20 protein-coding genes are annotated in these 21534 nt (G+C 63.2%); 12 read left to right on the forward strand and 8 right to left on the reverse strand.

Translation table 11 applies throughout. The annotated features are described in order from the left end of the window. Positions 1-3 precede the first annotated feature (3 nt). Genes CCE89_RS10910 through tsaD form a run of 3 tightly spaced genes read right to left on the reverse strand, consistent with a single transcriptional unit; the run spans position 4 to position 3565 of the window. The gene (locus CCE89_RS10910; RefSeq protein WP_086438129.1) at positions 4-1533 is read right to left on the reverse strand and encodes a lipopolysaccharide biosynthesis protein; all 1530 of its coding nucleotides are present in this window, start codon (positions 1531-1533) and stop codon (positions 4-6) included. Next, entirely contained in the window at positions 1530-2534 is a 1005-nt protein-coding gene (locus CCE89_RS10915; RefSeq protein WP_086438130.1) for an NAD(P)H-dependent glycerol-3-phosphate dehydrogenase, read from the reverse strand. The genes CCE89_RS10910 and CCE89_RS10915 overlap by 4 nt, the downstream gene beginning before the upstream one ends. Further along, positions 2531-3565 (reverse strand): tRNA (adenosine(37)-N6)-threonylcarbamoyltransferase complex transferase subunit TsaD, encoded by a 1035-nt coding sequence (tsaD, locus tag CCE89_RS10920; protein WP_086438131.1) that lies wholly within the window; start codon positions 3563-3565, stop codon positions 2531-2533. The genes CCE89_RS10915 and tsaD overlap by 4 nt, the downstream gene beginning before the upstream one ends. 44 nt (positions 3566-3609) lie before the next feature. Here tsaD and hemC point away from each other — a divergent pair, with 44 nt between their 5' ends. The 3 genes from hemC to CCE89_RS10935 all read left to right on the forward strand — a co-directional run bounded on the left by hemC (position 3610) and on the right by CCE89_RS10935 (position 6216). Further along, entirely contained in the window at positions 3610-4554 is a 945-nt protein-coding gene (gene hemC, locus CCE89_RS10925) for a hydroxymethylbilane synthase (RefSeq protein ID WP_086438132.1), read from the forward strand. Next, positions 4551-5240, forward strand: a complete 690-nt coding sequence (locus CCE89_RS10930) for a uroporphyrinogen-III synthase (protein WP_234990050.1) — start codon at positions 4551-4553, stop codon at positions 5238-5240. The genes hemC and CCE89_RS10930 overlap by 4 nt, the downstream gene beginning before the upstream one ends. Positions 5241-5334: 94 nt before the next feature. Further along, complete coding sequence (locus CCE89_RS10935) at positions 5335-6216, forward strand: MICOS complex subunit MIC60 (RefSeq protein ID WP_234990051.1); 882 nt, start codon at positions 5335-5337, stop codon at positions 6214-6216. A 12-nt stretch (positions 6217-6228) separates the two neighbouring features. Here CCE89_RS10935 and CCE89_RS10940 read toward each other — a convergent pair whose 3' ends face one another. After that, positions 6229-7443: a UbiH/UbiF/VisC/COQ6 family ubiquinone biosynthesis hydroxylase gene (locus tag CCE89_RS10940; RefSeq protein ID WP_086438776.1), complete on the reverse strand. Its 1215-nt coding sequence runs from the start codon at positions 7441-7443 to the stop codon at positions 6229-6231. A 28-nt stretch (positions 7444-7471) separates the two neighbouring features. Here CCE89_RS10940 and CCE89_RS10945 point away from each other — a divergent pair, with 28 nt between their 5' ends. Next, positions 7472-9532 (forward strand): protein-disulfide reductase DsbD family protein, encoded by a 2061-nt coding sequence (locus CCE89_RS10945; protein ID WP_086438134.1) that lies wholly within the window; start codon positions 7472-7474, stop codon positions 9530-9532. Here the strand turns inward: CCE89_RS10945 and CCE89_RS10950 are convergent. The 3 genes from CCE89_RS10950 to uvrB are packed head-to-tail and all read right to left on the reverse strand — an operon-like array spanning position 9495 to position 13826. Beyond that, on the reverse strand, positions 9495-10085 hold the full coding sequence (locus CCE89_RS10950; RefSeq protein WP_143256027.1) for a hypothetical protein: 591 nt from the start codon (positions 10083-10085) through the stop codon (positions 9495-9497). The genes CCE89_RS10945 and CCE89_RS10950 overlap by 38 nt on opposite strands. A 20-nt stretch (positions 10086-10105) precedes the next feature. Then, entirely contained in the window at positions 10106-11605 is a 1500-nt protein-coding gene (locus CCE89_RS10955; RefSeq protein WP_086438136.1) for a S10 family peptidase, read from the reverse strand. Between the two features lie 37 nt (positions 11606-11642). Further along, complete coding sequence (gene uvrB, locus CCE89_RS10960) at positions 11643-13826, reverse strand: excinuclease ABC subunit UvrB (protein WP_086438137.1); 2184 nt, start codon at positions 13824-13826, stop codon at positions 11643-11645. Between the two features lie 93 nt (positions 13827-13919). On the opposite strand from uvrB, the gene CCE89_RS10965 reads away from it, so the two are divergent. The 8 genes from CCE89_RS10965 (at position 13920) to CCE89_RS11000 (ending at position 20691) form a co-directional block, all read left to right on the forward strand. Next, positions 13920-14423 (forward strand): DUF3617 domain-containing protein, encoded by a 504-nt coding sequence (locus tag CCE89_RS10965; RefSeq protein ID WP_159456648.1) that lies wholly within the window; start codon positions 13920-13922, stop codon positions 14421-14423. Between the two features lie 71 nt (positions 14424-14494). Further along, a complete protein-coding gene (locus CCE89_RS10970; protein WP_086438139.1) occupies positions 14495-15037 on the forward strand; it encodes a DUF3617 domain-containing protein in 543 nt (180 codons plus the stop codon). Positions 15038-15127: 90 nt separating this feature from the next. Beyond that, positions 15128-15901 (forward strand): esterase/lipase family protein, encoded by a 774-nt coding sequence (locus tag CCE89_RS10975; RefSeq protein ID WP_086438140.1) that lies wholly within the window; start codon positions 15128-15130, stop codon positions 15899-15901. 64 nt (positions 15902-15965) lie between these two features. Then, entirely contained in the window at positions 15966-17393 is a 1428-nt protein-coding gene (locus CCE89_RS10980; protein WP_086438141.1) for a circularly permuted type 2 ATP-grasp protein, read from the forward strand. Continuing rightward, positions 17393-18337: an alpha-E domain-containing protein gene (locus CCE89_RS10985; protein ID WP_086438142.1), complete on the forward strand. Its 945-nt coding sequence runs from the start codon at positions 17393-17395 to the stop codon at positions 18335-18337. Before CCE89_RS10980 ends, CCE89_RS10985 begins: the two co-directional genes overlap by 1 nt. Further along, a complete protein-coding gene (locus CCE89_RS10990; protein ID WP_086438143.1) occupies positions 18334-19149 on the forward strand; it encodes a transglutaminase family protein in 816 nt (271 codons plus the stop codon). Before CCE89_RS10985 ends, CCE89_RS10990 begins: the two co-directional genes overlap by 4 nt. Positions 19150-19151: 2 nt before the next feature. Next, positions 19152-19895, forward strand: coding sequence for a proteasome-type protease (locus CCE89_RS10995; protein ID WP_086438144.1), 744 nt, complete (start codon positions 19152-19154; stop codon positions 19893-19895). Between the two features lie 178 nt (positions 19896-20073). Beyond that, positions 20074-20691: a response regulator transcription factor gene (locus tag CCE89_RS11000; protein ID WP_086438145.1), complete on the forward strand. Its 618-nt coding sequence runs from the start codon at positions 20074-20076 to the stop codon at positions 20689-20691. A 26-nt stretch (positions 20692-20717) separates the two neighbouring features. On the opposite strand, the gene CCE89_RS11005 is transcribed toward CCE89_RS11000, so the two are convergent. Further along, positions 20718-21248 carry an extensin family protein gene (locus tag CCE89_RS11005; protein ID WP_327078645.1) on the reverse strand — a complete coding sequence of 177 codons (531 nt, stop codon included), beginning with the start codon at positions 21246-21248 and terminating at the stop codon, positions 20718-20720. Positions 21249-21534 lie beyond the last annotated feature (286 nt).

Consider the following 21534-nt stretch of genomic DNA (forward strand, 5'->3'; position numbering starts at 1 on the left):
GGATCAGTCTGCTTCGGAGCCGACCTGCTTGCCGCCCATGTTGCGGCGGAAGAGGACGCGATCTTCCGGGCCGAAGCCCTTGTGCCAGATGACCCAGCCATAGGTCAGGAGGATTGCGGGAATCCCGAAAATGAGCTCGGCCCATTCCGGGAGAAGGGTGGCGGCGAACCCGACTACGACGGCAGGCGCGGTCGCCCAGACCAGCGCCCAGCGCCAGTTGTTTACCGATGCCTTGAGGATGCGCGAAAGCAGCCAGGCCTTGACGAGGCTGGCTGCGCCCAGCGAGAGCATCAGCGCGATCGCCGCACCCGCCGCCTTGAACGGCTCGGCCAGATTGAAATGCTGGACAAGCAGCATCGCGCCGACCGTCAGCAATGCCTGCAGCGCTATGGTGCCAAGCGAGATCATCAGATTCCGCTTGCGCGCGACATAGACCAGCGCCGCCTCCGAAACGACGGCGGTCGCGGCGACCACTTCGGCCAACAGCAAGAAGGCGAGCGCGCCGGTGCCGCCGACATAATTGGGCCCGCCAAGGCCCATCATCGCTTCGCCCGGCACGCCCAGCGCTAGCGCGATGCCCGCCTGTGCGGCTATGATCCAGAAGCCGACCTGGCGCACCTGCTTGGCAATCGCGCCGTAGTTTTTTTCCTTGAGGTTGCGCGTGATTACCGGACCCAGGATCGGCTCGAAACTCGTCTTGAGCTTCTGCGGCAGGCTCGCGATCTGCTGGGCAAAATAGTAGATCCCGACGATCGCCGGGCTCGCGACGAAGAAGCCGAGAATGAAGATGTCGAAACGGCGCGTGCCCCATTCGACCGCGTCCGCCACAGCCAACGGAAAGGCGCGCGTGCTCATCCGCCACATCTTTACAGGGTGTGGACGCCAGCCCTTGGGAAGGCCGTAGCTGCGCATGAAAGGCCAGGCAGCCGCTAGCAGGCCCGCGAAGATCGAGACGATATAGGCGAGCGCTAGGCCGGAATCGCGAAATCCGGTGTAAAAGAACACGCCGGCCATGATCGAGATCGTCCAGGGCTCGACGATGGCGCGGGCGCGGACTGTCGTCGCGATGTCATAGCGATAAGCCTGCGCGGCGAGCAGGATCTCGGTCAGCGCATAGCCCGGGATCGCGATCACAAGCCACATGTCGAGCGGCCCGTTCATCCCGTTGGGGAACATCGGTGCCGGGACAGCCCAGAGGAAAGCCGCCGCGATGCACGACAGGATCAGCGCGAGCAGCAGCCCGTCCAATACGAGATTGACCTGTTCGTCATCGCCCTCGGTCAAACGCTGTGCCAGCCCGCGCTTTTCGCCCATCGAGCATACCAGCGCGACAAGCTCGATCACGACCAGTGCCGAGGCAAATCGGCCCATCGCTTCTGCGCCATAGAGACGCGCGGCGATGAACAGGAACGGCAGGCGCGCGGCGAGCCTCAGAAGGAAGCCGAGGAAATTGGTCTGGCCGCCCTTGGCGAGCGCGGAGATATCGTCCTGCTCGCTAGGGGCAGGAGGGGTGACGGGCGGAGTGGTGCTCACCCGCGCTCGCCGAGTTCTGCGCGCAGCGGACGAGCGAGCAAGTCGGCCACGACCTTGGCGGCATCGGTGCCACCCAGGATGGCGTTGACCGCATCGGTGATGGGCATCGCGATATCATGCTTGCGGGCGAGTTCCTGCAGTACGGGCGCGGTGTGCGCGCCCTCTGCCACGGTCCGCCGATCCGCCATCAGCGCCTCGGCCGAACCGCCTTCGCCCAGCGCCTTGCCGAGCGAGAAGTTGCGGCTCGAGGTCGAAGTGCAGGTGAGGACCAGGTCACCGAGACCGCATAGCCCCGCCAGCGTTTCTGCCTGCGCGCCGAGAGCTTCGCCGAAGCGCAGCATTTCTGCATAACCGCGCGCGATCAGCGCCGCGCGGGCGTTTTGCCCGAGCGCCAAGCCCTCGACTACGCCGCAGGCGATCGCGAGCACGTTCTTGATCGAGCCGCCGACTTCAGCGCCTGCGACATCGTCGGAATAATAGGGTCGGAATGCCGGGCGAGCGATGGCGGGTTTGAGCCTCTCCCACTGTGCCTCGCCGCCGCCGCAGGCGAGCGTGACAGCGGTGGGCAGGCCTGCCGCGACTTCATGCGCGAAGGTGGGGCCTGACAGGACTGCGATATCGCTGTCGGGAGACGCGGCAGCGGCGACTTCGTGCATCATCCGCCCGCTGCTCGCCTCGATCCCCTTGCTGCACAGCACGAGGTCGCGCGGTGCCTTCTCAAGCTGGCCCAGAACGCTACCGAGATGCTGTGCGGGCGTAACCGCGAGGATGGTCTCGCAATCGGCCAGATCAGCCATCCGGCTTGTGGCGCGGATCGTTTCAGCGAGTGTTGCCGAGGGCAGATAGACGCTGTTGCTATGCCTGGCGTTGATCTCTTCGACCAGTTCGGGTTCGAGCGCCCAGAGCAGTACGTCGCGCCCGTCGCTCGCCAGCATCTGTGCCAGCGCCGTGCCCCATGCTCCCGCGCCAAGCACGCCGACGGTCGCTCGTTTATCGCTCATGCCTTTACTCCTGCGCCGCGCACCGGCTCTGCATCCGGGTCGAGCGGCCAGCGCGGCCGCGCGGCGATATCGAGCGGATCGAATTGCCCGAGGGCGAGCCGTTCGCAGCCGGCCCAAGCGATCATCGCGGCGTTGTCGGTGCACAGCGCCAAGGGCGGTGCGACAAAACGCATGCCGCGCGATCCGGCGAGATTTTCGAGTGCGGCGCGAACCTGCTGGTTGGCGGCAACACCGCCAGCCACGACCAGCGCAGGCTTGTCGGGAGCGCGCTTCATCGCGTGTTCGAGCCGATCGATCAGGCAATCTATCGCAGCCTGCTGAAAACTCGCCGCAATGTCCGCATCATTGTGCTCGCCGCTTTCATGCGCGCGAAGCACCGCGCTCTTCAGTCCGGCGAAGGAGAAATGCGGTTCCTTCGAACCCATCAGCGGGCGGGGCAGGGGGACGGCTTGCGGATCGCCCTCTTTGGCAAGGCGCTCGACCGCCGGACCTCCAGGATAGCCCAGGCCGAGGATCTTGGCCGATTTGTCGAAGGCTTCTCCCAGCGCATCGTCGATCGTGGTCGCGAGACGGCGGTATTCGCCAACGCCTTCGACGCTGAGGATCTGGCAATGCCCGCCCGAAACCAGCAGCAACATATAGGGAAAGTCGAGTTCCGGATCGGCGAGGCGCGGGCTCAATGCGTGCCCTTCAAGGTGGTTGATCGCCAGCAAGGGCACGTCGGAGGCCATCGCCAGCGCCTTTGCGCTTACGAGACCGACCATGACCCCGCCGATCAGTCCCGGTCCGGCAGTCGCCGCTATCGCGTCGCAATCGGCAAGCTTGGTGCCGTTCTCTGCAAGCACCGCCTCGATCATCGGGGCGAGACGCTCGGCATGGGCGCGTGCTGCGATCTCCGGAACGACGCCTCCATAGGGAGCGTGTTTGTCATCCTGCGAGGCGATGCGCTGCGCATGGATAACCCTGTCCGTATCGACGAGCGCAACGGCGGTTTCGTCGCAACTGGATTCTATGCCCAAAACGAGGCCCATGGCGCTTCCCCTTAAGCCTTTGCGGGGCTAGGGCAAGCGCTGCGATGACAGACCGTAATCCCGACACACCGATCCTGCGTCTCGGCACCCGCCGCTCTCCGCTTGCGATGGCTCAGGCGGAGGAGACCCGCGCGCGGCTTTGCTCTGCACATGGCTGGGAAGTGAGTGCCGTCGAATTGGTCCCGGTGCTGGCGAGCGGCGACAAGATCAAGGATCGCCCGCTGGCCGACATCGGCGGCAAGGCCTTGTGGACCAAGGAACTCGACGCCTGGCTCGCCGAAGGGCGCATCGATGCCGCAGTGCATTCGATGAAGGATGTCGAGACATTTCGCCCCGCCGAACTGTGCATTGCAGCTATCCTGCCGCGCGCAGACATTGCCGATGTGCTGGTCGGTGCCTCGAGCATTCGATCGCTCCCGCAAGGCGCGGTAGTGGGTACGAGCGCGCCGCGGCGGGCGGCTCAGCTTCTCAACGCGCGGCCCGATTGCAAGGCGGTGCCGATCCGCGGCAATGTCGCGACCCGGCTCGCCAAACTTCAGGCGGGGGAGGCCGACGCGACCTTCCTCGCACGCGCCGGACTGGAACGGCTGGGCGAGACGAGCGTCGGCACACCGCTCGATCCCGAAGAGTGGCTTCCCGCGCCAGCGCAGGCGGCGATCGGTATCGAGTGCCGCGTCGATGACGAAGAAACGCGCGAATTGCTCGCCGCGATCGACCATCGTGAGAGCCATGAGGCGGTGCTGGCCGAGCGCGCGCTTCTGGCAAGGCTTTCGGGCGATTGCCACAGTCCGATCGCGATGCTGACGTCGCGCGACGGTGACAGGCTCACTATTCGCTGCGCGCTCTACAGTCCCGATGGAACCCAGCGTATCGAACGATCCGGGCACGGCACTGCGGACGATCACGGTTGGATCGAAGACTTGGCGCGCGAGCTTTTCGCCAATCTCAAACCCGGAATGACACCCTATTTCGGCCTGGAGCGCGCGTGACTTCGGCGACGGGTAAAATCATCGCGATCCGACCGGAGCCGGGCCTTTCGAACACGGTCGCGGCAGGACGCGAGCTTGGCCTCGATATTGCGCCACATCCGCTTTCCCGCGTCGAACCGCTCGCTTGGGACGTACCGCCGGGCGACGCCTTCGACGGGCTGCTGATCGGCAGCGCAAATGCCGTCCGTCATGCAGGCGAAGGTTTGGCCGCGTTGAAGGCCCTGCCGGTGTTCGCCGTGGGCAAGACGACAGCCGACGCCGCGCAAGCGGCGGGATTCACGGTCGAGAAAACCGGGGAGGGCGGCTTGCAATCGCTGCTCGACGGGCTCGAGAGTAAGTCGCTGAAGCTTCTGCGCCTTGCTGGCGAGGACCGAATTGTGCTGACCCCGCCAGAGGGCGTGACCATCGCGTCGCGGACCGTGTATCGCGTGGTGCACCTGCCGATCAGTTCGCAACTGGCCTCACAATTATCCGGCAACCCACTGGTTTTGCTGCATTCGGCGAAATCTGCCGAGCATTTTGCCAGCGAATGCAACCGGCTGGGGATCGATCGCGCCGGGATCGCTCTGGCGGCCATCGGCCCTCGCGTTCTCGCGGCGGCAGGACCGGGCTGGAGGGATGCCCGGTCAGCTGACGACCCTAACGATCCCAGCCTATTGGCTTTGGCGCGTTACATGTGGCATTAAGTTGCTACATCAGCACGTCGGGGGAGCGGCGTGCGGGGTCGCAGAACGGATGAGAATGGAATCGAGATTCGGTAGCAGGCGCAAGAGCGCCTCGATGACGCCCATTATCGGGGCGGCGGTCGCATCGTTCCTTCTGGGCGCGAGCCTCGTGGGCTATTTCGTATGGCGTTCGGACAATGATGCGACGGAAGAAGTCTCTGTCGCGGCGCCGCAACTGTCTTCGACCAATGAAGATACGACGGCAACGGCCACGCCTTCGCCGAGCCCTTCGGCAGAAGCGAGCGAGGCGAGTGACGCTGCTGCGGGCGCGGTCGAGGCGGTCGAGCGGGTTGCAGAGCAGCAGGGCGGGATCGATCAGCGACTGGCGGCGGCCGAACAGCGCCTCGCGCGGCTCGACCTGCAAGCGCAGGCTGCGGCGGGCAATGCCGCGCGCGCCGAAGGCCTGCTGATCGCCTTTGCCTCGCGCCGGGCGATCGAGCGCGGCGCTGAACTAGGCTATCTCGCCGATCAGTTGCGCCTGCGGTTCGGCGATGCGCTGCCCAATGCGGTGCGCACCATCATCAGCTTTTCGCGTGATCCTTTGACCCAGGACCAGCTGCTCGCGCGGCTGGAGGGACTTGGCCCTACCTTGACGGAAGGCCAGCGCCAGGCAAGCTGGGAGGAGCTTCGACGCGAGCTGAGCGAGCTTTTCACCTTCCGCCGTGAAAGCACGCCGTCGCCCGCCCCCGAGCGCCGGCTCGAACGGGCGCGCCAATTCCTCGAAAGCGGCCGCACCGATGCTGCAATTGCCGAGATCGAGAACATGCCGGGTGCCGAGAGCGCACAAAGCTGGCTTGCCGATGCGCGCCGTTACCGCGATGCGATGGATGCGCTCGAGCGGATCGAAACCGCGGCGGTGCTTGAACCGCGCCTGCTGCGCGACGGAGCGGGCAATTCGATCGATCAGCTCAGCCCGGCAGACGGCGGCAGCGAATAGCGAAAGTGCGGATCAGGCCTTGAGCAGTTCGGGCATGTCACCCGAGACGCCGCGCGCCTCGTTCATGAAGAACTGCTTGAGGATTGGAGTGCGCTGGACGCCGGACATGCCAAGCCGCCTGATCGCCGATGCTGCCTTGCCCGGTACGCCGAACAGCCGTGTGAGCCCGTCCGTCGCGGCCATGACCATCAGCGAATCGAGCGCGCGCCACTTTTCATAGCGCTTGAGCACCTCGGCATCGCCAAGATCGAGGCCGAGCCTGCGGCCTTCTTCGAGCACTTCCACCAGTGCACCGACATCGCGCAGACCGAGGTTGAGGCCCTGGCCCGCGATGGGGTGCATGCCGTGGGCGGAATCGCCAACCAGCACGAGCCGATCGCCGATGATCTTCGCCGTATGCTGGAAGCTGAGCGGATAAGACGAGCGCGTGCTGTTGAGGCTCAGCTTGCCGAGCAGATCGCCCATCCGCTTTTCGATTTCCGCGAGGAACGCGCGATCCGACAGTTTGAGAACGCCGGGCGCGTCTTTCTCGCTGACCGTCCAGACCAGCGCGCTGCGATGCTGCCCTTCGGGGCCATCGAGCATCGGAAGGAGCGCAAAAGGCCCGTCGGGATAGAAGATCTCCCAGGCGACATTCTCATGCGGTTTGGTGTGATCGATGCCGACGATCAGCGCGCGGTGGTGATAGTCCCACTGCGCCATCTTGAGGCCCTCTTCCTCGCGCGTCGGAGACCCGCGACCTTCCGCGCCGACCATCAGGGAGGCTTCGAGCACCGTGCCGTCACCGAGGGTCGCCGAAACGCTGAACTCGCCGCGATGGCGAGAGGCGACATCGACCGGTGCGTGCCAGTTGATCAGCGGTTCGTTCTTCGCCGCTTCGAAGAGAGCGGTGCGTAGCTGGCGGTTGGCGAACATGCGGCCGAGCGAGCCCTCATGCGGCTCGGGCGTGAAGTCGAGCCGGCCGGGCTTCATCTGGTCGAGCACGGCGATCGAGGCGATCGGGCAGGCGTAGGGCTCAAGCCCTTCGGCGATGCCGATATTCTTGAAGAGGTTCCAGCTCGCCGTCGAGATCGCCGAGGCTCGCCCGTCGAAGCCATCGGCTGTGAGATCGGCGGGGTCGGCCCGGTCGACGACATGGCTGGAAAAGCCCTTGCGCGCAGCGGCGAGTGCCAGCGCCATTCCGACGAGGCCGCCGCCAATGATCAGTAGGTCTTGCTTGTCGCTCATCGCCAACAGCCCTAGAGCGTGCGCCACCATGCGCGCAAGCATCATACGCACCCTCGCTTCGTTCCTGCTTCTTTTCAGCATGACGCTGAGCGTTCCGGCGCATACGCAACCGTCCGGTCTGCCCGAGAGCAAGATGGATCGCGGCACGGCGCAGCTGGCAGTAGAGGGCAGCGCCGTGCCGGGCGGCACCGTCATGGTCGCGCTCGACTTCGAGCCGGTCGAAGGCTGGCACGGTTATTGGTCGAACCCGGGCGATGCCGGGCAGGGCATCAGGCTGGATTGGCAATTGCCCCAAGGCTGGTCCGCGGGCGAGCCGCAATTTCCGGTGCCGCACACGCTCCTGATTTCCGGATTGATGAATCATGTGTTCGAAGGTGAGCACGCGGTGCTGGTGCCGATTGATGTACCGGAAGACGCCGTGGCCGGGCGCAGCTATCCGATCGCGGTGCGCGGCGAGTGGCTGACCTGCTCGGACACACTTTGCGTCCCGCAATGGGGGACGCTACGCGGCGAGGTCCGCGTGTCGGAGCAACCGCAGACGAGCGACCCACGCTTTGCCGGGTGGCGCGCATCGATACCGCCGGAGCTGGATAGCCCCGCGACTTTCGAACTGACCGAGAAGGCGCTGCGGCTGGCGATCCCGATCCCGGCTTCGATGTCCCTCGACACGCCCCATGTCTTCATCGAGAACACCGGCCTTGTTGCCTATGCCGAACCGCAGGTGTTCCGCCGGAATGGTGACCTGCTGACCGTCGATATCCCGCGAAAAGGGGATGCTAACCCCGAAGAAATGACCGGGATTCTTGCTCTTGGCGGCGACAACGGAGTGCGCTTCGAAGCGGAGCGGGGCGATGTGCCCACAGGTGGCACGCTGATCGCGGGCGCGGAAGCTCCTGCGGGAACCCCGCCGATCTGGACACTTCTGCTGGGCGCGCTTGCAGGCGGGCTAATCCTCAACATCATGCCCTGCGTTTTTCCCATTCTCAGCCTCAAAGCGATCAGCCTGGCGCGCGCAGGCGAAAGTGAGGCGCAGGCGCGGCGCGAAGGCATCGCCTATACGGCAGGCGTCGTGCTGGCCTGTGTGGCGCTCGGCGCCGTTATGCTGGCGCTGAGGGCAGCGGGCGAGCAGGTCGGTTGGGCCTTCCAGTTACAGAACCCCGCCGTCGTCGTGGTCCTGCTGTTCCTAGCGGTCGCCATTACCGCCAATTTCGCAGGGCTTTTCGAGCTCCCTTCGATCTCGATCACCCGGAGCGGAGAACCCGCGAGCGCTTTTGCGACCGGTTTGCTCGCTGCCTTTGCCGCAACGCCCTGCACGGGTCCCTTCATGGCGGCGGCCCTGGGCGCTGCGCTGCTTCTTCCCCCGGCGCCCGCGCTGCTGTTGTTCGCGGCGCTCGGTCTCGGACTTGCTCTGCCGTTCCTCTTGATCGGTTTCATACCGCGCCTGCGCGCCATGCTGCCCAGGCCCGGCGCGTGGATGGAAAGATTCCGCCGCATCATGGCGATCCCGATGGGGCTGACCGCGCTCGCGCTCGTCTGGCTTGTCGCGCGGCTCGGCGGGCAGGGCTTTGCGCTGATGGCGATGGTCGTGATCATCGGTCTGGTGCTCGCATTCGCTGTCACAGGCCGCCTGCAGCGCGCGGGCAAGATGGCGTGGCCCGCCTTCGCCCTGGTCCTCGCGCCTTTTGCGCTGTTCGGCGCCTTCGCGCTTCCTTCAGCCTATGCCGAGCGCGCAACCGAAGCCGCGCAATCGATCCTCGATCCGCGTCCCTTCAGCGAAGCCGCGCTGGCGGATGCGCGAGCGAGCGGCCAGCCGGTTTTCCTGTGGTTCACCGCCGACTGGTGCGTCACCTGCAAGGTCAACGAGAGTGTCGCGATCGAACGCGAGACAACGAAAGCTGCGTTCGAGGAGGCAGGTGTGATTGCCATGGTCGGCGACTGGACGCGGCCCGATCCGGAGATCACCACCTTCCTCAATGCGCAGGGCGCAGCGGGCGTGCCGCTCTATCTGTGGTACGAACCCGGCGAGGCACCGGAGCAATTGCCGCAGGTTCTCACTCCGCAGATGCTGGAAGATCGGGCGCGCCGCTAAGCTCTTCGGCGCCATTGTCAGCCGCAACGCCATCTTCATCGAACTGACCGCGACACTGCGCGATCAGGCTGCGCGACTGATCGTCCGGTTCGATGGTCAGCATGCCGGCACCCGGGATCGTCAGAGTGAACGGGCGGCGGCCCGTCAGCGCCTCGAGATCGGGATCATCGGCGGCAATTTCGCCTTGCCAGACGAAGGACTGCCCCACCTCCACCGCGTCGACCGGCATGCGGATGATGTGAAAATTACCCACGATCGCCATGAAGGCGCCCGCACCTTCGTCAGCTTGTGCCATGCGCGTGAAGCGGATCGAGCCGGGGGTGTTGGCGCCCCCTTCGAGGCACCCCAATGCCAGCAAGGGCCGCTCGCCGGGGTTCCCGTAAAGCAGGCGTCCGGGGGTCGAACTCGGCGCCCAGAAGGCGGCGGTCGTGTCCGGGGAATCGATCGGTTCGGAAGGCGCATCGGGCGCTTCGGCCAGAGCGCCGCGCGCGCCGGCCTCATCGGTCGGAGGTGGCTTGCAGGACGCGAGCACCGCTGCTCCTGCGACCGCCAATAGAAGAGCGCTCCGCATGATTAGCGCGCGCGAATGAAGCGGCGGATGTCGCCCGAAAGCTTCTGCCGATCCTCGTCACGGATATACATCATGTGACCGGCATCGTAATATTCCAGCGTCACGCGGTCCTGCGGGATACCGATGCGGTTCAATGAATATTCCGCGCCGAAGAACGGCGTTGCAAAATCGTACCAGCCTTGCGCGTTGAACAGCCGAAGCTGCGAGTTCTGGCGCATCGCCTGCCCGATATACGGCGCGACGTTGAGATAGGCATTGCGGCCCCAGCCACTGCCGATTTTCCAGTTCCAGTGCTGGCCGACGCTGCCGATCGACTGGTATTCGCGGTCTGTCTCGAAGCCCAGGGTGTCGCGCGCCCATGAATTGATCGCGGCCGTATAGCCCGCATCGATACCGTAGAAGCTCGGGTCGGCGTCAGGCGTTTCGCCCGCGCTGTCATAATCCTTGCCGGTATAACGCGCATCGAGCCGCCCGATGGTCAGCCCGCGGTCGCGCAACAATTCCTTGTAGAAACGCTGGCTGGTCACGCGCAGCTCGGCATTGTCGAGATAGGTTTCGGACAGGCCGGTCAGGCGTGACAGCTCCGCGCGAACCGCTGCGCGTTCGGCGGCTGGCAGATCCTGTCCTTTGAGCAGCGCGCTCGCATAGGGACCGATAGCGAACTGGCGGGCTTCCTCGGCAATCGCTTCGACGGACGGAGCTTGCACCTTGCCATGATAATAGGCGGCGGCTGCCATGTTCGGCAGCGTCGCGACATAGGCCATCTCGTTACCCGGTGTGGGCTCGCGCATGGCGAAATCGAGGATGGTCGAAATCAGGATCAGGCCGTTGAGGCCGACGTCGTTATAGGTGCCGCCTTCCAGCTCGCGCACCACCATCGCGGTGCGGGTTGTGCCGTAGCTTTCCCCGCCGAGATATTTCGGGCTGTTCCAGCGACCGTTGTCGTTGATCCAGCGTCGGATGACTTCGGCGACGGCCTTTCCATCTTCCTCGAGCCCGAAATACTTTGTCTTGTCCGTGCCTTCGGTGAGATAGCTGAAGCCTGTCCCGGGCGGATCGATGAATACCAGGTCGGCAACGTCGAGCAGGCTGTCGGGATTGTCGACGATCGGATAGGGCGGCGCGCCATCGTCACGTGCGTCGGAGGGAATCGCGACCCGCTTCGGCCCGAAGGCTCCCATTTGCAGCCAGACCGAGCCTGAACCGGGTCCGCCGTTGTAAATGAAGAAAACGGGGCGCGAGGCATCGCGCGGCGTTTTCACATAGCTGGTGGTGACGACGACCGCTTCCTGCTTGCCGTCATTCGCGGTGAGGATCGTCTCGCCAATCGTTGCGCGATAATTGACGCGCTGCCCACCGAAAGTGCCTGAAAGATCGCGGGTGCGGACCTGCGGTTCGATAGTCTGGGCAGAGGCAGACAGCTTGTCCGAATGGTCGTCGGCATGGGCGGGCAATGCGGCGGTGAGGGCGGCGAGCGCTACGGCGCTGAGAAGAGCTTTCATGTTGCATGCCTATGCCAGCGCGCGCGCGCCCGCGCAATCAGCGCATCTTCCTCTGCGTCTTGCCGTAGCGCAGCTTGCGCGTGCCGGGGCGGCCTTCGGTCGACTTGCCCTTGATCGGGGCGAGTTTGACGCCTTCGTTGAGGCCTAGCTCGTCATTCTCCAGCCTGCGGATTTCATCGCGCAGGCGACCTGCTTCCTCGAACTCGAGATCGGCGGCGGCATTGCGCATCCGCTTTTCGAGATCCTCGATATAAGCGCGCAGATTGTGCCCGACGAGGTTGTTGACCTCCTCGTCACCCGTATCGACGGTGACGCCGTCCTTCGATGCCGCGTGGGCGACGATATCGGCGATTTCGCGCTTGATGGTCTGCGGCGTGATGCCGTGTTCTTCGTTGTATTCGCGCTGTTTCTCGCGGCGGCGCTCGGTTTCCGCCATGGCGCGTTCCATGCTGCCGGTGATGCGATCGGCATAGAGGATCACGCGGCCATCGACGTTACGCGCGGCGCGGCCGATCGTCTGGATCAGCGAGGTCTCCGAACGCAGGAAGCCTTCCTTGTCGGCATCGAGGATGCAGACGAGTCCGCATTCGGGGATGTCGAGTCCTTCGCGCAGCAGATTGATGCCGACCAGCACGTCATAGACGCCGAGGCGCAGGTCGCGGATCAACTCGATACGCTCCAGCGTCTCGACGTCGGAGTGCATGTAGCGCACCTTTACTCCCGCCTCGTGCATGAACTCGGTCAGGTCTTCGGCCATGCGCTTAGTCAGCGTGGTCACGAGGGTGCGATAGCCCTTCGCGGCTGTCTTCTTGCACTCCTCGATGCAGTCTTGGACCTGATCCTCGACCGGACGGATATCGACTGGCGGATCGATCAGGCCGGTGGGGCGAATGACCTGTTCGGCGAACACGCCGCCGGTTTGCTCCAGTTCCCAGCCGCCGGGTGTCGCGGAAACGCAGAAGGTCTGCGGGCGCATCGCGTCCCATTCGTTGAAACGCAGCGGCCGGTTGTCGATACAGCTCGGCAGGCGGAAGCCATATTCGGCGAGTGTCAGCTTGCGGCGGTGGTCACCTCGCGCCATCGCACCGATTTGCGGCACAGTCTGGTGGCTTTCGTCCACGAACAGCAGGGCGTTTTCGGGCAGGTATTCGAACAGCGTCGGCGGCGGTTCGCCGGGCAGGCGGCCCGTCAGGAAGCGGCTGTAGTTCTCAATTCCGGCACAAGAGCCTGTCGCTGCGATCATCTCGAGATCGAAATTGGTGCGCTGTTCGAGACGCTGCGCTTCGAGCAGGCGACCTTCCTCGTGCAGTTCCTTCAACCGCTCCTGCAACTCGAACTTGATCGCTTCGGTCGCCTGTTTCATCGTCGGGCCGGGCGTGACGTAGTGCGAGTTTGCATAGACCCGTACCTTGTCGAGGCTGGCGCCTTTCTTGCCGGTCAGCGGGTCAAACTCGCTGATCTCCTCGATCTCGTCGCCGAAGAAGCTGATGCGCCAGGCCATGTCCTCGTAGTGCGAGGGGAACAGCTCGAGATTGTCGCCACGCACGCGGAAACTGCCGCGTGCAAAGGCGGTGTCGTTGCGCTTGTACTGGAGCGCGACCAGCTTGCGGATCAGCTCGCGCTGATCGACGGTCTCGTCCTTCTTGATGTCGAAGACCATTGCCGAATAGGTCTCGACCGAGCCGATACCGTAGAGGCATGAGACAGAGGCGACGATGATCACGTCATCGCGTTCGAGCAGCGCCCGCGTGGCCGAGTGGCGCATGCGGTCGATCGCCTCGTTAACGCTCGATTCCTTCTCGATATAGGTGTCGGAGCGCGGGACGTAGGCTTCGGGCTGGTAGTAGTCGTAATAGCTGACGAAATACTCGACCGCGTTTTCGGGGAAGAAGCTCTTGAACTCGCCATAGAGCTGCGCGGCGAGGATCTTGTTGGGAGCGAGGACGAGTGCTGGGCGCTGCAAAGTCTCGATCACCTTCGCCATGGTGAAGGTCTTGCCGGAGCCGGTGACACCGAGAAGCGTCTGGGTCTGCTCGTTATCCCGCGCGCCTGCGACCAGTTCGGCGATCGCAGTCGGCTGGTCGCCAGCCGGTTCGTAGTCGGAGACGAGCTTGAATGCCTTGCCGCCGTCGCTCTTTTCAGGGCGGGCGGGTTTGTGAGGCGTGAACTCCCCGCTGGTGTCGGGTTCGTCCAGCCCTCTGCGAATTACCAATTCAGACATGCGCGAACATATGGGGCACACATTGTCGCTTCGCAACGGGCACCATCGGCTTACACTTTTCCGTTATTGATCTGCGCCAGGAAGGGGATGGTGATGGCATTGCGACATATCGGAACCTGCGCCGTGGCATTTGTCCTTGCAAGCTGCGCGGGCGACAATCCCGAGAATGTCCCGCTCTATGGCGAGTGGCAGCTCGTGACCAAGGTAGACGAGTTCTCCGTCGATGGCATGTCCTTGCCGGAGAGCAACTGGCCCCGCCAGTTTCACGATTTGGGCAAGACCGAGACAATTTGCGGCGAACCCTATTTCCTCGAACCGAAATGGCAGGAGTTCGACATCTTCCGCAATGCTTCGGTTGAGTGCGAGTTCGACCGCTATGACGTGACCCCTCAGAAAGTCACGGCGCGCGGCGTGTGCCCCGATGCGATCCCCGCAGCGAACTTCAGTCCGAAACTCTCGGTGGACGTGTCCCAGAATCCCGAGCGCTACCGGCTCTTCATCACGATGGCGGGCACGGCCACGCTGCCCAGCGGGAACGGTGATCGCTATCTCGAAGTAACGGCCGTCCAGACAGGAACGCGGTTGGGCGAGTGCTGACTATTCCGGGTGTTTGGCAGCGCCCGGCTCCTGATGTAGGCTTGTGCCGGACAGTTTCAGGAGGACATCTCATGCGTACCATCGCTCTTGCATTGGCATCTTCATCGCTCGCACTCGCGTCATGTGGAGGTGACGACGGCACCCCGGATTCCGGCCCCAGTGAGAACCTCAGCGCAGAAGAATTTGCCGAGCGCACGCGGGACAGCGCGATCAAGCCCGAGCCTGGCCAGTACCGCGTGAATATGGAAGTCCTCGAAGTCAGCATCCCCGGGGCACCGCAAGGCGCTGCAGACATGATGCGCGGCATGATGGGCGGTCAAACTCACCAATATTGCCTGACACAGGACGAAGTCGACGAGGGCTTCGAAAACATGGCGAAGCAATCGCAGGACGGCGACTGCACCTTCGATCGGTGGGACATCGACGGCGGCGATTTCGACGGCAAGATGACCTGCAATGTGCCCGGGCAGGGCAAGATGACGATGACGATGACCGGCACCGGCACGCCCACCCGCTCCGAAGTCAACATGACGATGCAGGGCAATATGGCAGGCATGGGCGATTCAACCATCCGCATGAAGGCAACGCACGAACGCATCGGCGATTGCGGCTAGGTGTCCGGGCTGGTCTGACCGCCATAAGACAAAGCGCGAAACCGATTGCTTCACGGGGCGTTCAGCGCTCGAAGGCAATGTTACGTTTCCATGGCAACGCGCGCACCTCTTTCGTCTCTCGCACCGTCCCGCTGGGCGGATAGCGAGCTTGCGCGCCGGGTGGCTCTGGCACGCGAGGTGGTCGAGGAGGATGCCCGGCGACCACGGATGAAGCGCCTCGCAGGTGAACTCGACTGGGTTGCCGAGCCCTTTCGCCGTCCATTCCGCCGGATACCGGTGGCGAAATGCGCCAATCCGCAGACGGTGATGGTGCTTCCCGGCTTCGCGACGCATCCCGTCCGGATGCGCTATCTCGCGCGTCAGTTGGAACGCGCCGGTCACCGAGCCAAACGCTGGGGGCTGGGTATGAATCTCGGTCCGCAGGAAGACACGCTGGACCGGCTGGAATCCCGACTGCTCGAACTGCGGCGGCGCAGCGGCAAACCGGTGGTCCTGCTCGGATGGAGCCTCGGGGGTATCTTTGCGCGCGAGCTGGCCAAGCGTCAGCCCGACGTGGTTGGCAAGGTCATAACCATGGGCTCGCCTTTCTCCGGTAGCCCTCGGGCCAATAATGTGTGGCGGATCTACCAGTTCGTCACAGGCCACCGTGTCGATGCCCCTCCCATCGAGGCGGTTCTGGCAGAAAAGCCGCCGGTTGAAACGGTCGCTTTCTGGAGCCCGCGCGACGGTATAGTCGACCCGCGCAGCGCATGCGGCAGGCCCGGAGAGCGTGATCGCGCGGTCGCCTTGCGCTGCACCCACATGGGCTTTTCCTATGATCCCGAGGTGGTCGAGGCCGTCCTGCGGGAACTGAATGACGACTAACCCTTTCATTATGTAAAGGTGCGTCTATCCTGACGCAGGAAATCATGTCGTTTTTCGGGGATCAATGAGCGGTCAGCAGGACCATTTCGATGAAATGCGCAAGCCTGATGGCTCTGTGCGTGCTGGCTATGAAGGCTATTGCGAGTGGTTCGACGAACAGGACCCGAAGTTCCTGAAGCGCAAGGACAAGGAAGCTGACGAGAGCTTCCGCCGCACCGGTATTACATTCAACGTCTATGGCGAAGGAGAGGCCGAAGAACGGCTCATTCCCTTCGACATGGTGCCACGCATCATCACCGCACCCGAATGGCGCAAGCTGACGCGCGGGATCGAGCAGCGGGTAAGCGCGCTCAATTCCTTCCTGTTCGATCTCTATCACCGTCAGGAGATCATTCGCGCTGGCCGCGTCCCGCAGCGCTTGTTCCAGAACAACGAGGCCTGGCTGCCCGAAATGGTCGGCTTCACGCCGCCGGGCGGCATCTACACCCACATTGTGGGGATCGACCTGGTCCGGACAGGCCCTGACGATTTCTTCGTGCTCGAAGACAATGCCCGCACGCCCTCCGGCGTCTCATACATGCTGGAAAACCGCGAGACGATGATGGGGATGTTCCCCGAACTCTTCTCGCGCGTTGCCGTCGAAACGGTTTCGAACTATCCGCGCCGGCTTGCTCGCAGCCTCGCTGCTTGCGCGCCAGACAGTACCGAGGGCAAGCCCACGGTCGCCGTGCTGACGCCGGGCATCTACAACTCGGCCTATTTCGAGCATGCGTTTCTCGCCGACCAGATGGGCGCGGAGCTTGTCGAGGCCGGCGACTTGCGAGTCCTTGGCGGCAAGGTGCAGATGCGGACCACTTCCGGGTTCAAGCCTGTCGACGTACTCTATCGCCGCGTCGACGATGAGTATCTCGATCCGCTGACGTTCAATCCCGACAGCATGCTCGGCATTCCGGGGATAATGGACGTCTATCGCGCGGGCGGGATCACCATTGCCAATGCACCCGGCACGGGAGTTGCCGACGACAAGGCTATCTACAGTTTCATGCCGGAAATCGTCGAGTTCTACACGGGGGAGAAGCCGCTTCTGCCCAACGTCGAAACCTGGCGCTGCGCAGATGACGACAGCCTCGGCTATGTGCTCGACAACCTGGCAGACCTCGTCATCAAGGAGGTCCACGGGTCGGGCGGCTATGGGATGCTGATCGGTCCGACGGCTTCGAGCAAGGAGCTCAAGGAGTTCCGGGAGAAGCTCGAGGCCAAACCCGAAAACTACATCGCCCAGCCGACGCTTTCGCTCTCGACCTGCCCGATCTTCACCAAGAAGGGGTTGGCGCCGCGACACGTGGACCTGCGGCCCTTCGTTCTGGTCTCGCCCAATGGCGTCGATATCACTCCCGGAGGCCTTACCCGCGTAGCGCTCAAGAAAGGGTCGCTTGTCGTCAATTCGAGCCAGGGAGGCGGCACCAAAGACACCTGGGTGCTGAAAGACTGATGCTCGGTAAAACAGCCAACGGACTGTTCTGGATGTTCCGCTATCTCGAGCGGGCGGAGAATACTGCCCGTCTGCTGGATGCCGGCTTGCGCATGGCGCTCACCCGCGATGTGGATACGGCCGAAGAAGAATGGCGTTCGGTCGTGGCGACGTCCGGCCAGAAGACGGGATACGAAGCCAAATACGACGATTACATCGGCAGCCAAGTGTGGAATTTCATTCTGCGCGACAAGGACAACCCGGCCAGCATTCGCGAAATGTTCGGTTCGGTCAGGACCAATGCCCGGCTAGCCCGCAACGCCATCAGCGGCGAATTATGGGAAGCGGTCAACGAAAGCTGGATGCGGCTCGAGAAGCTGCTCTCGCGGCCGGTCGGCCAAGGCAGCGTCGGTGAAGTCGTTCGCATGGTCCGTCTCGCCGGAACGCTCGTCCATGGCGCGATGGCTGGATCGATGCTGCGCAACGAAGGCTATCGCTTCGCGCGTGCAGGCACGTTCATCGAACGCGGTGACAGCACGGCGCGTATTCTCGACATCAAGTACTACCTGCTGCTTCCCTCATTGTCTTACGTCGGCACGAGCCTCGATACCGGACAATGGGATCAGGTGCTCAGGTCGGTAGCGGGCGACCGTTCCTTCACCTGGCTCAATGCCGGGCAAATCGATTCGCGCGCCATCGTAGAATTTCTCGTTCTCGACGATCGCTTTCCCCGGTCTCTGGCGTTCTGCCACGGCGCGCTCCGAGAACAACTGGCGGCTCTGGCAAGGATTCACGGCGGGGAGGGGACGTGCAACGAACTCATGCGCCGGGCTGATCTCGCACTGGCCGACATGGATACCGACGCAATTTTCGACGTGGGACTGCACGAGTTCCTTACACGGTTCATGGAGCGCAATGCCGGGATCGCGCATGCCATTGCCGAAGATTACAGGTTTCACGCATGAGGTTATCGATCCGCCACTCGACCCGCTATTCCTTCGGCGATCCGGTCGTCCATGCGCTGCAACGATTGCGGCTCAAGCCCAAGGAAACGCAGGGCCAGAAGATCATCGGCTGGGAGATGGAGTACGAAAACGCCGCGGTGGAGCTCGAATATGAAGACCAGCACTATAATACGGTGACGCTCGTTGCGGTCGAGCCGGGTGCCTGCGAGGTCGGGATAACCTGTCGCGGGATAGTCGATACGGAAGACAATGCAGGAGTCATCGGCAATCACTCGGGACATTTGCCCTTGTGGAGTTTCCTTGGACAGACCGAGCTCACCAGGCCGGGTCCCGCGATCCGCGATGTGATCAAGCGTTTGCCTCCGCCGGGCGACGGCAAGCTGGATTTTCTCCATGAACTTTCGGCGGTCATCCGCGACAAGGTGGATTACGAGGTCGGCAAGACCGGCCCTCGTACGACAGGCGAGGAATCGGCTGCGGCCGGCCATGGAGTCTGTCAGGACCACGCCCATATCTTCATAGGGGCCGCGCGTGCCGCCGATATCCCGGCGAGATACGTCAGCGGCTATCTGATGATGAACGACCGGATCGAGCAGGAAGCGACGCACGCTTGGGCGGAAGCGCATATCGACGGGCTCGGCTGGGTCGGCTTCGATATTTCGAATGGCATTAGCCCCGACCCGCGCTATGTGCGTGTCGCAACGGGGCGGGATTATCGCGACGCTGCTCCGGTGACGGGCATAAGCTTCGGCTCGGGCGAGCAGGTGCTCAATGTCGACGTTGCAGTCGAGCAGCAACAAGTAGAACAATAACAATGACATATTGCGTTGGAATGATGGTTGACCGCGGGCTGGTCCTGATGAGCGACACGCGCACCAATTCGGGTGTCGACAACATCTCGGTCTTCAAGAAGATGTTTCACTGGAACGTTCCGGGGGAGCGGATCATCACGGTGATGACCGCCGGAAACCTGGCGACGACCCAAACGGTCGTGAGCCAGCTGCAGGAGCGGAGCAAGACGCCTGAAGAGCGCGCCAGCTCGGTGTTGAGTGCGCCCACCATGTTCCAGGTCGTCAGCGAAATCGGGGCGCTCTTACGCACGACTATTGCCGAAAGCCAGGAGGCCAACGCCGCAGGCGGAAAAAGCCGCTTCACGGCCTCGATCATCGTAGCCGGGCAGATCAAGGGGATGGAGCCCCGCTTGTTCATGGTCTATCCCGAAGGTAACTTCATCGAAGCAAGCACCGACACGCCTTTCTTCCAGATCGGTGAGACGAAGTATGGCCGCCCGATCATCCTGCGCGGCTATGACCGGGAAATGAGTTTCGAAGACGCGGTCAAGCTTCTGATGGTGTCGTTCGATTCCACCCTCAAGGCGAACCTCTCGGTAGGCCTACCGCTGGACGTGATGGTCATTGCCCGTGACGCCTTCGAACCGACCCACCAGCATCGCGTCACTCTGGAAGATCCCTATTTCCAGGCGATCTCGTCAAGCTGGGGCGACGCGCTCAAAAGCGCCTTTCATTCACTGCCGGATTATAGTTTCTACACCGAGTGAATGGTTAACGCCGCTGCCTGAAGTAGAAACCCCGAGTAGGTTTAACGTAATTTTGCTCCGAAATGGATGATGTTTGGCGGCAGAAATGCTGATGATTGGAGCAAATTGCGTAAAGTTACATCCAATCTGGAATTAGTCTCGCGTGATTCGTGGTTAATGTCGCGTCAGTTTCGCGGTCATGACGAACAAAGCGACACTCCATTTCATCGACAGCTCGAGCCGGACCCGTGCAGAGCTTGCCAGGGCTGCCTTTTCACTTGGCCATCATGCCGAGGTCTATGGCGACATCAGCGAACTTTCGATCCATCCGCCCAGGAGCGGGATCGTCGTCGCTCGCGATAGCGTCGAGGAAGGAGGCGTTGCAGTAACGCTCGAACGCCTCGGCCGGCTCGGTATCTGGCTTCCATTGATCGCCTTCGCAGATCAACCGCGACCGGGCCGGATTGTCGAGGCCATCAAGGCTGGCGCGCTCGATTATCTCTCGCTCCCACTAGACTCGGTGAAGTTCGAACGCTGCCTCGCGCGCATTCAGGGCGAGGCGGAAGTCGTCGGGGAATCGCGCAAGCGCATGATCGACGCGCGCAATCGCATCGCCAACCTTTCGCGGCGCGAGCGCGAAGTCCTCGAATGGCTATCGGAAGGGAGCAGCAACAAGGCCATCGCGCGCGAACTCGACATCAGCCCTCGCACTGTCGAGATCCACAGAGCAAACATGATGTCGAAGCTTGGTGCGCGCCATGCGGCAGAAGCTGTCCGCCTCAAGATAGAGGCGCAGCTGGAGAACCGGGCGGTCTGACCGCGGTCGCTAGCAGCCCTTCGGGTTTAGCGGCAGAACCGCCCGTCTCCTTGCTCGAGATGGAAATGATCGCGGTGAGCGGCATTGTATGCCGGCCCGAGCACGGTGCCGAACCTCTTGCAGGCGCTCTTGTGCACGACGCGCAAGAACTCCTGTTCGGCCGCGCTGCCCTGCGACCAGTCATTGAGCACGCTTATCCGACGACCATCGGCCAGAACGAAAGCAGAGACATCGATCGCGGCGGCTTGCGAGTGGGCGGAGCGCCGATTGGTCCCGGCTACATTGCGGCAGGCATAGCTGCCCATCGTCTCGATACGCTCGACCGGGCTGCCAAGAATCTGACGGGCCGCGCGGTCGACACCGAAACGGGCCCAGGCGGCAAAGGTCTGTGCTGTGGGGCAAGTGACCGGGCCAATGTTGCTGACACCGAAATGTGCGCGATCGCCCTGAACTGCCGAAAGCTGCACCGCATTCACCGCCGAACAGCCGCCCCCGTAATAACGGTCGGGAAGGGGGGAGAAGCGCGAGCCGGTCTGACCCAGGCCCGCAAGACACATCTGCGCGTCTGGTGTACTCGCAACTGGCCGGGGCGCGGATACGGGCGCCTGCGATTGACTGGAGCGTTCAGGCACGGCCCCGCAAGCGGCGAGAGCAATGGCGCAACCAAGCGCTGGGATGGCGCGAAGAGGAAACATGCAGACCATGATCGGCGAACATGGTTAACGAAACCCTAATCACGCGGCAGGTGGTGCTGAGCCCGCCACGGTACGATGGCCATGCGCGCCCGGAGCAGAGAAGCTGACGGAACACGCCAGTCGTCCGGCCAGCGATCGCGCCGCTGTA

The sequence above is a fragment of the Altererythrobacter xiamenensis genome (assembly GCF_900177715.1).
GTDB classification, from domain to species: Bacteria; Pseudomonadota; Alphaproteobacteria; order Sphingomonadales; family Sphingomonadaceae; genus Erythrobacter; species Erythrobacter xiamenensis.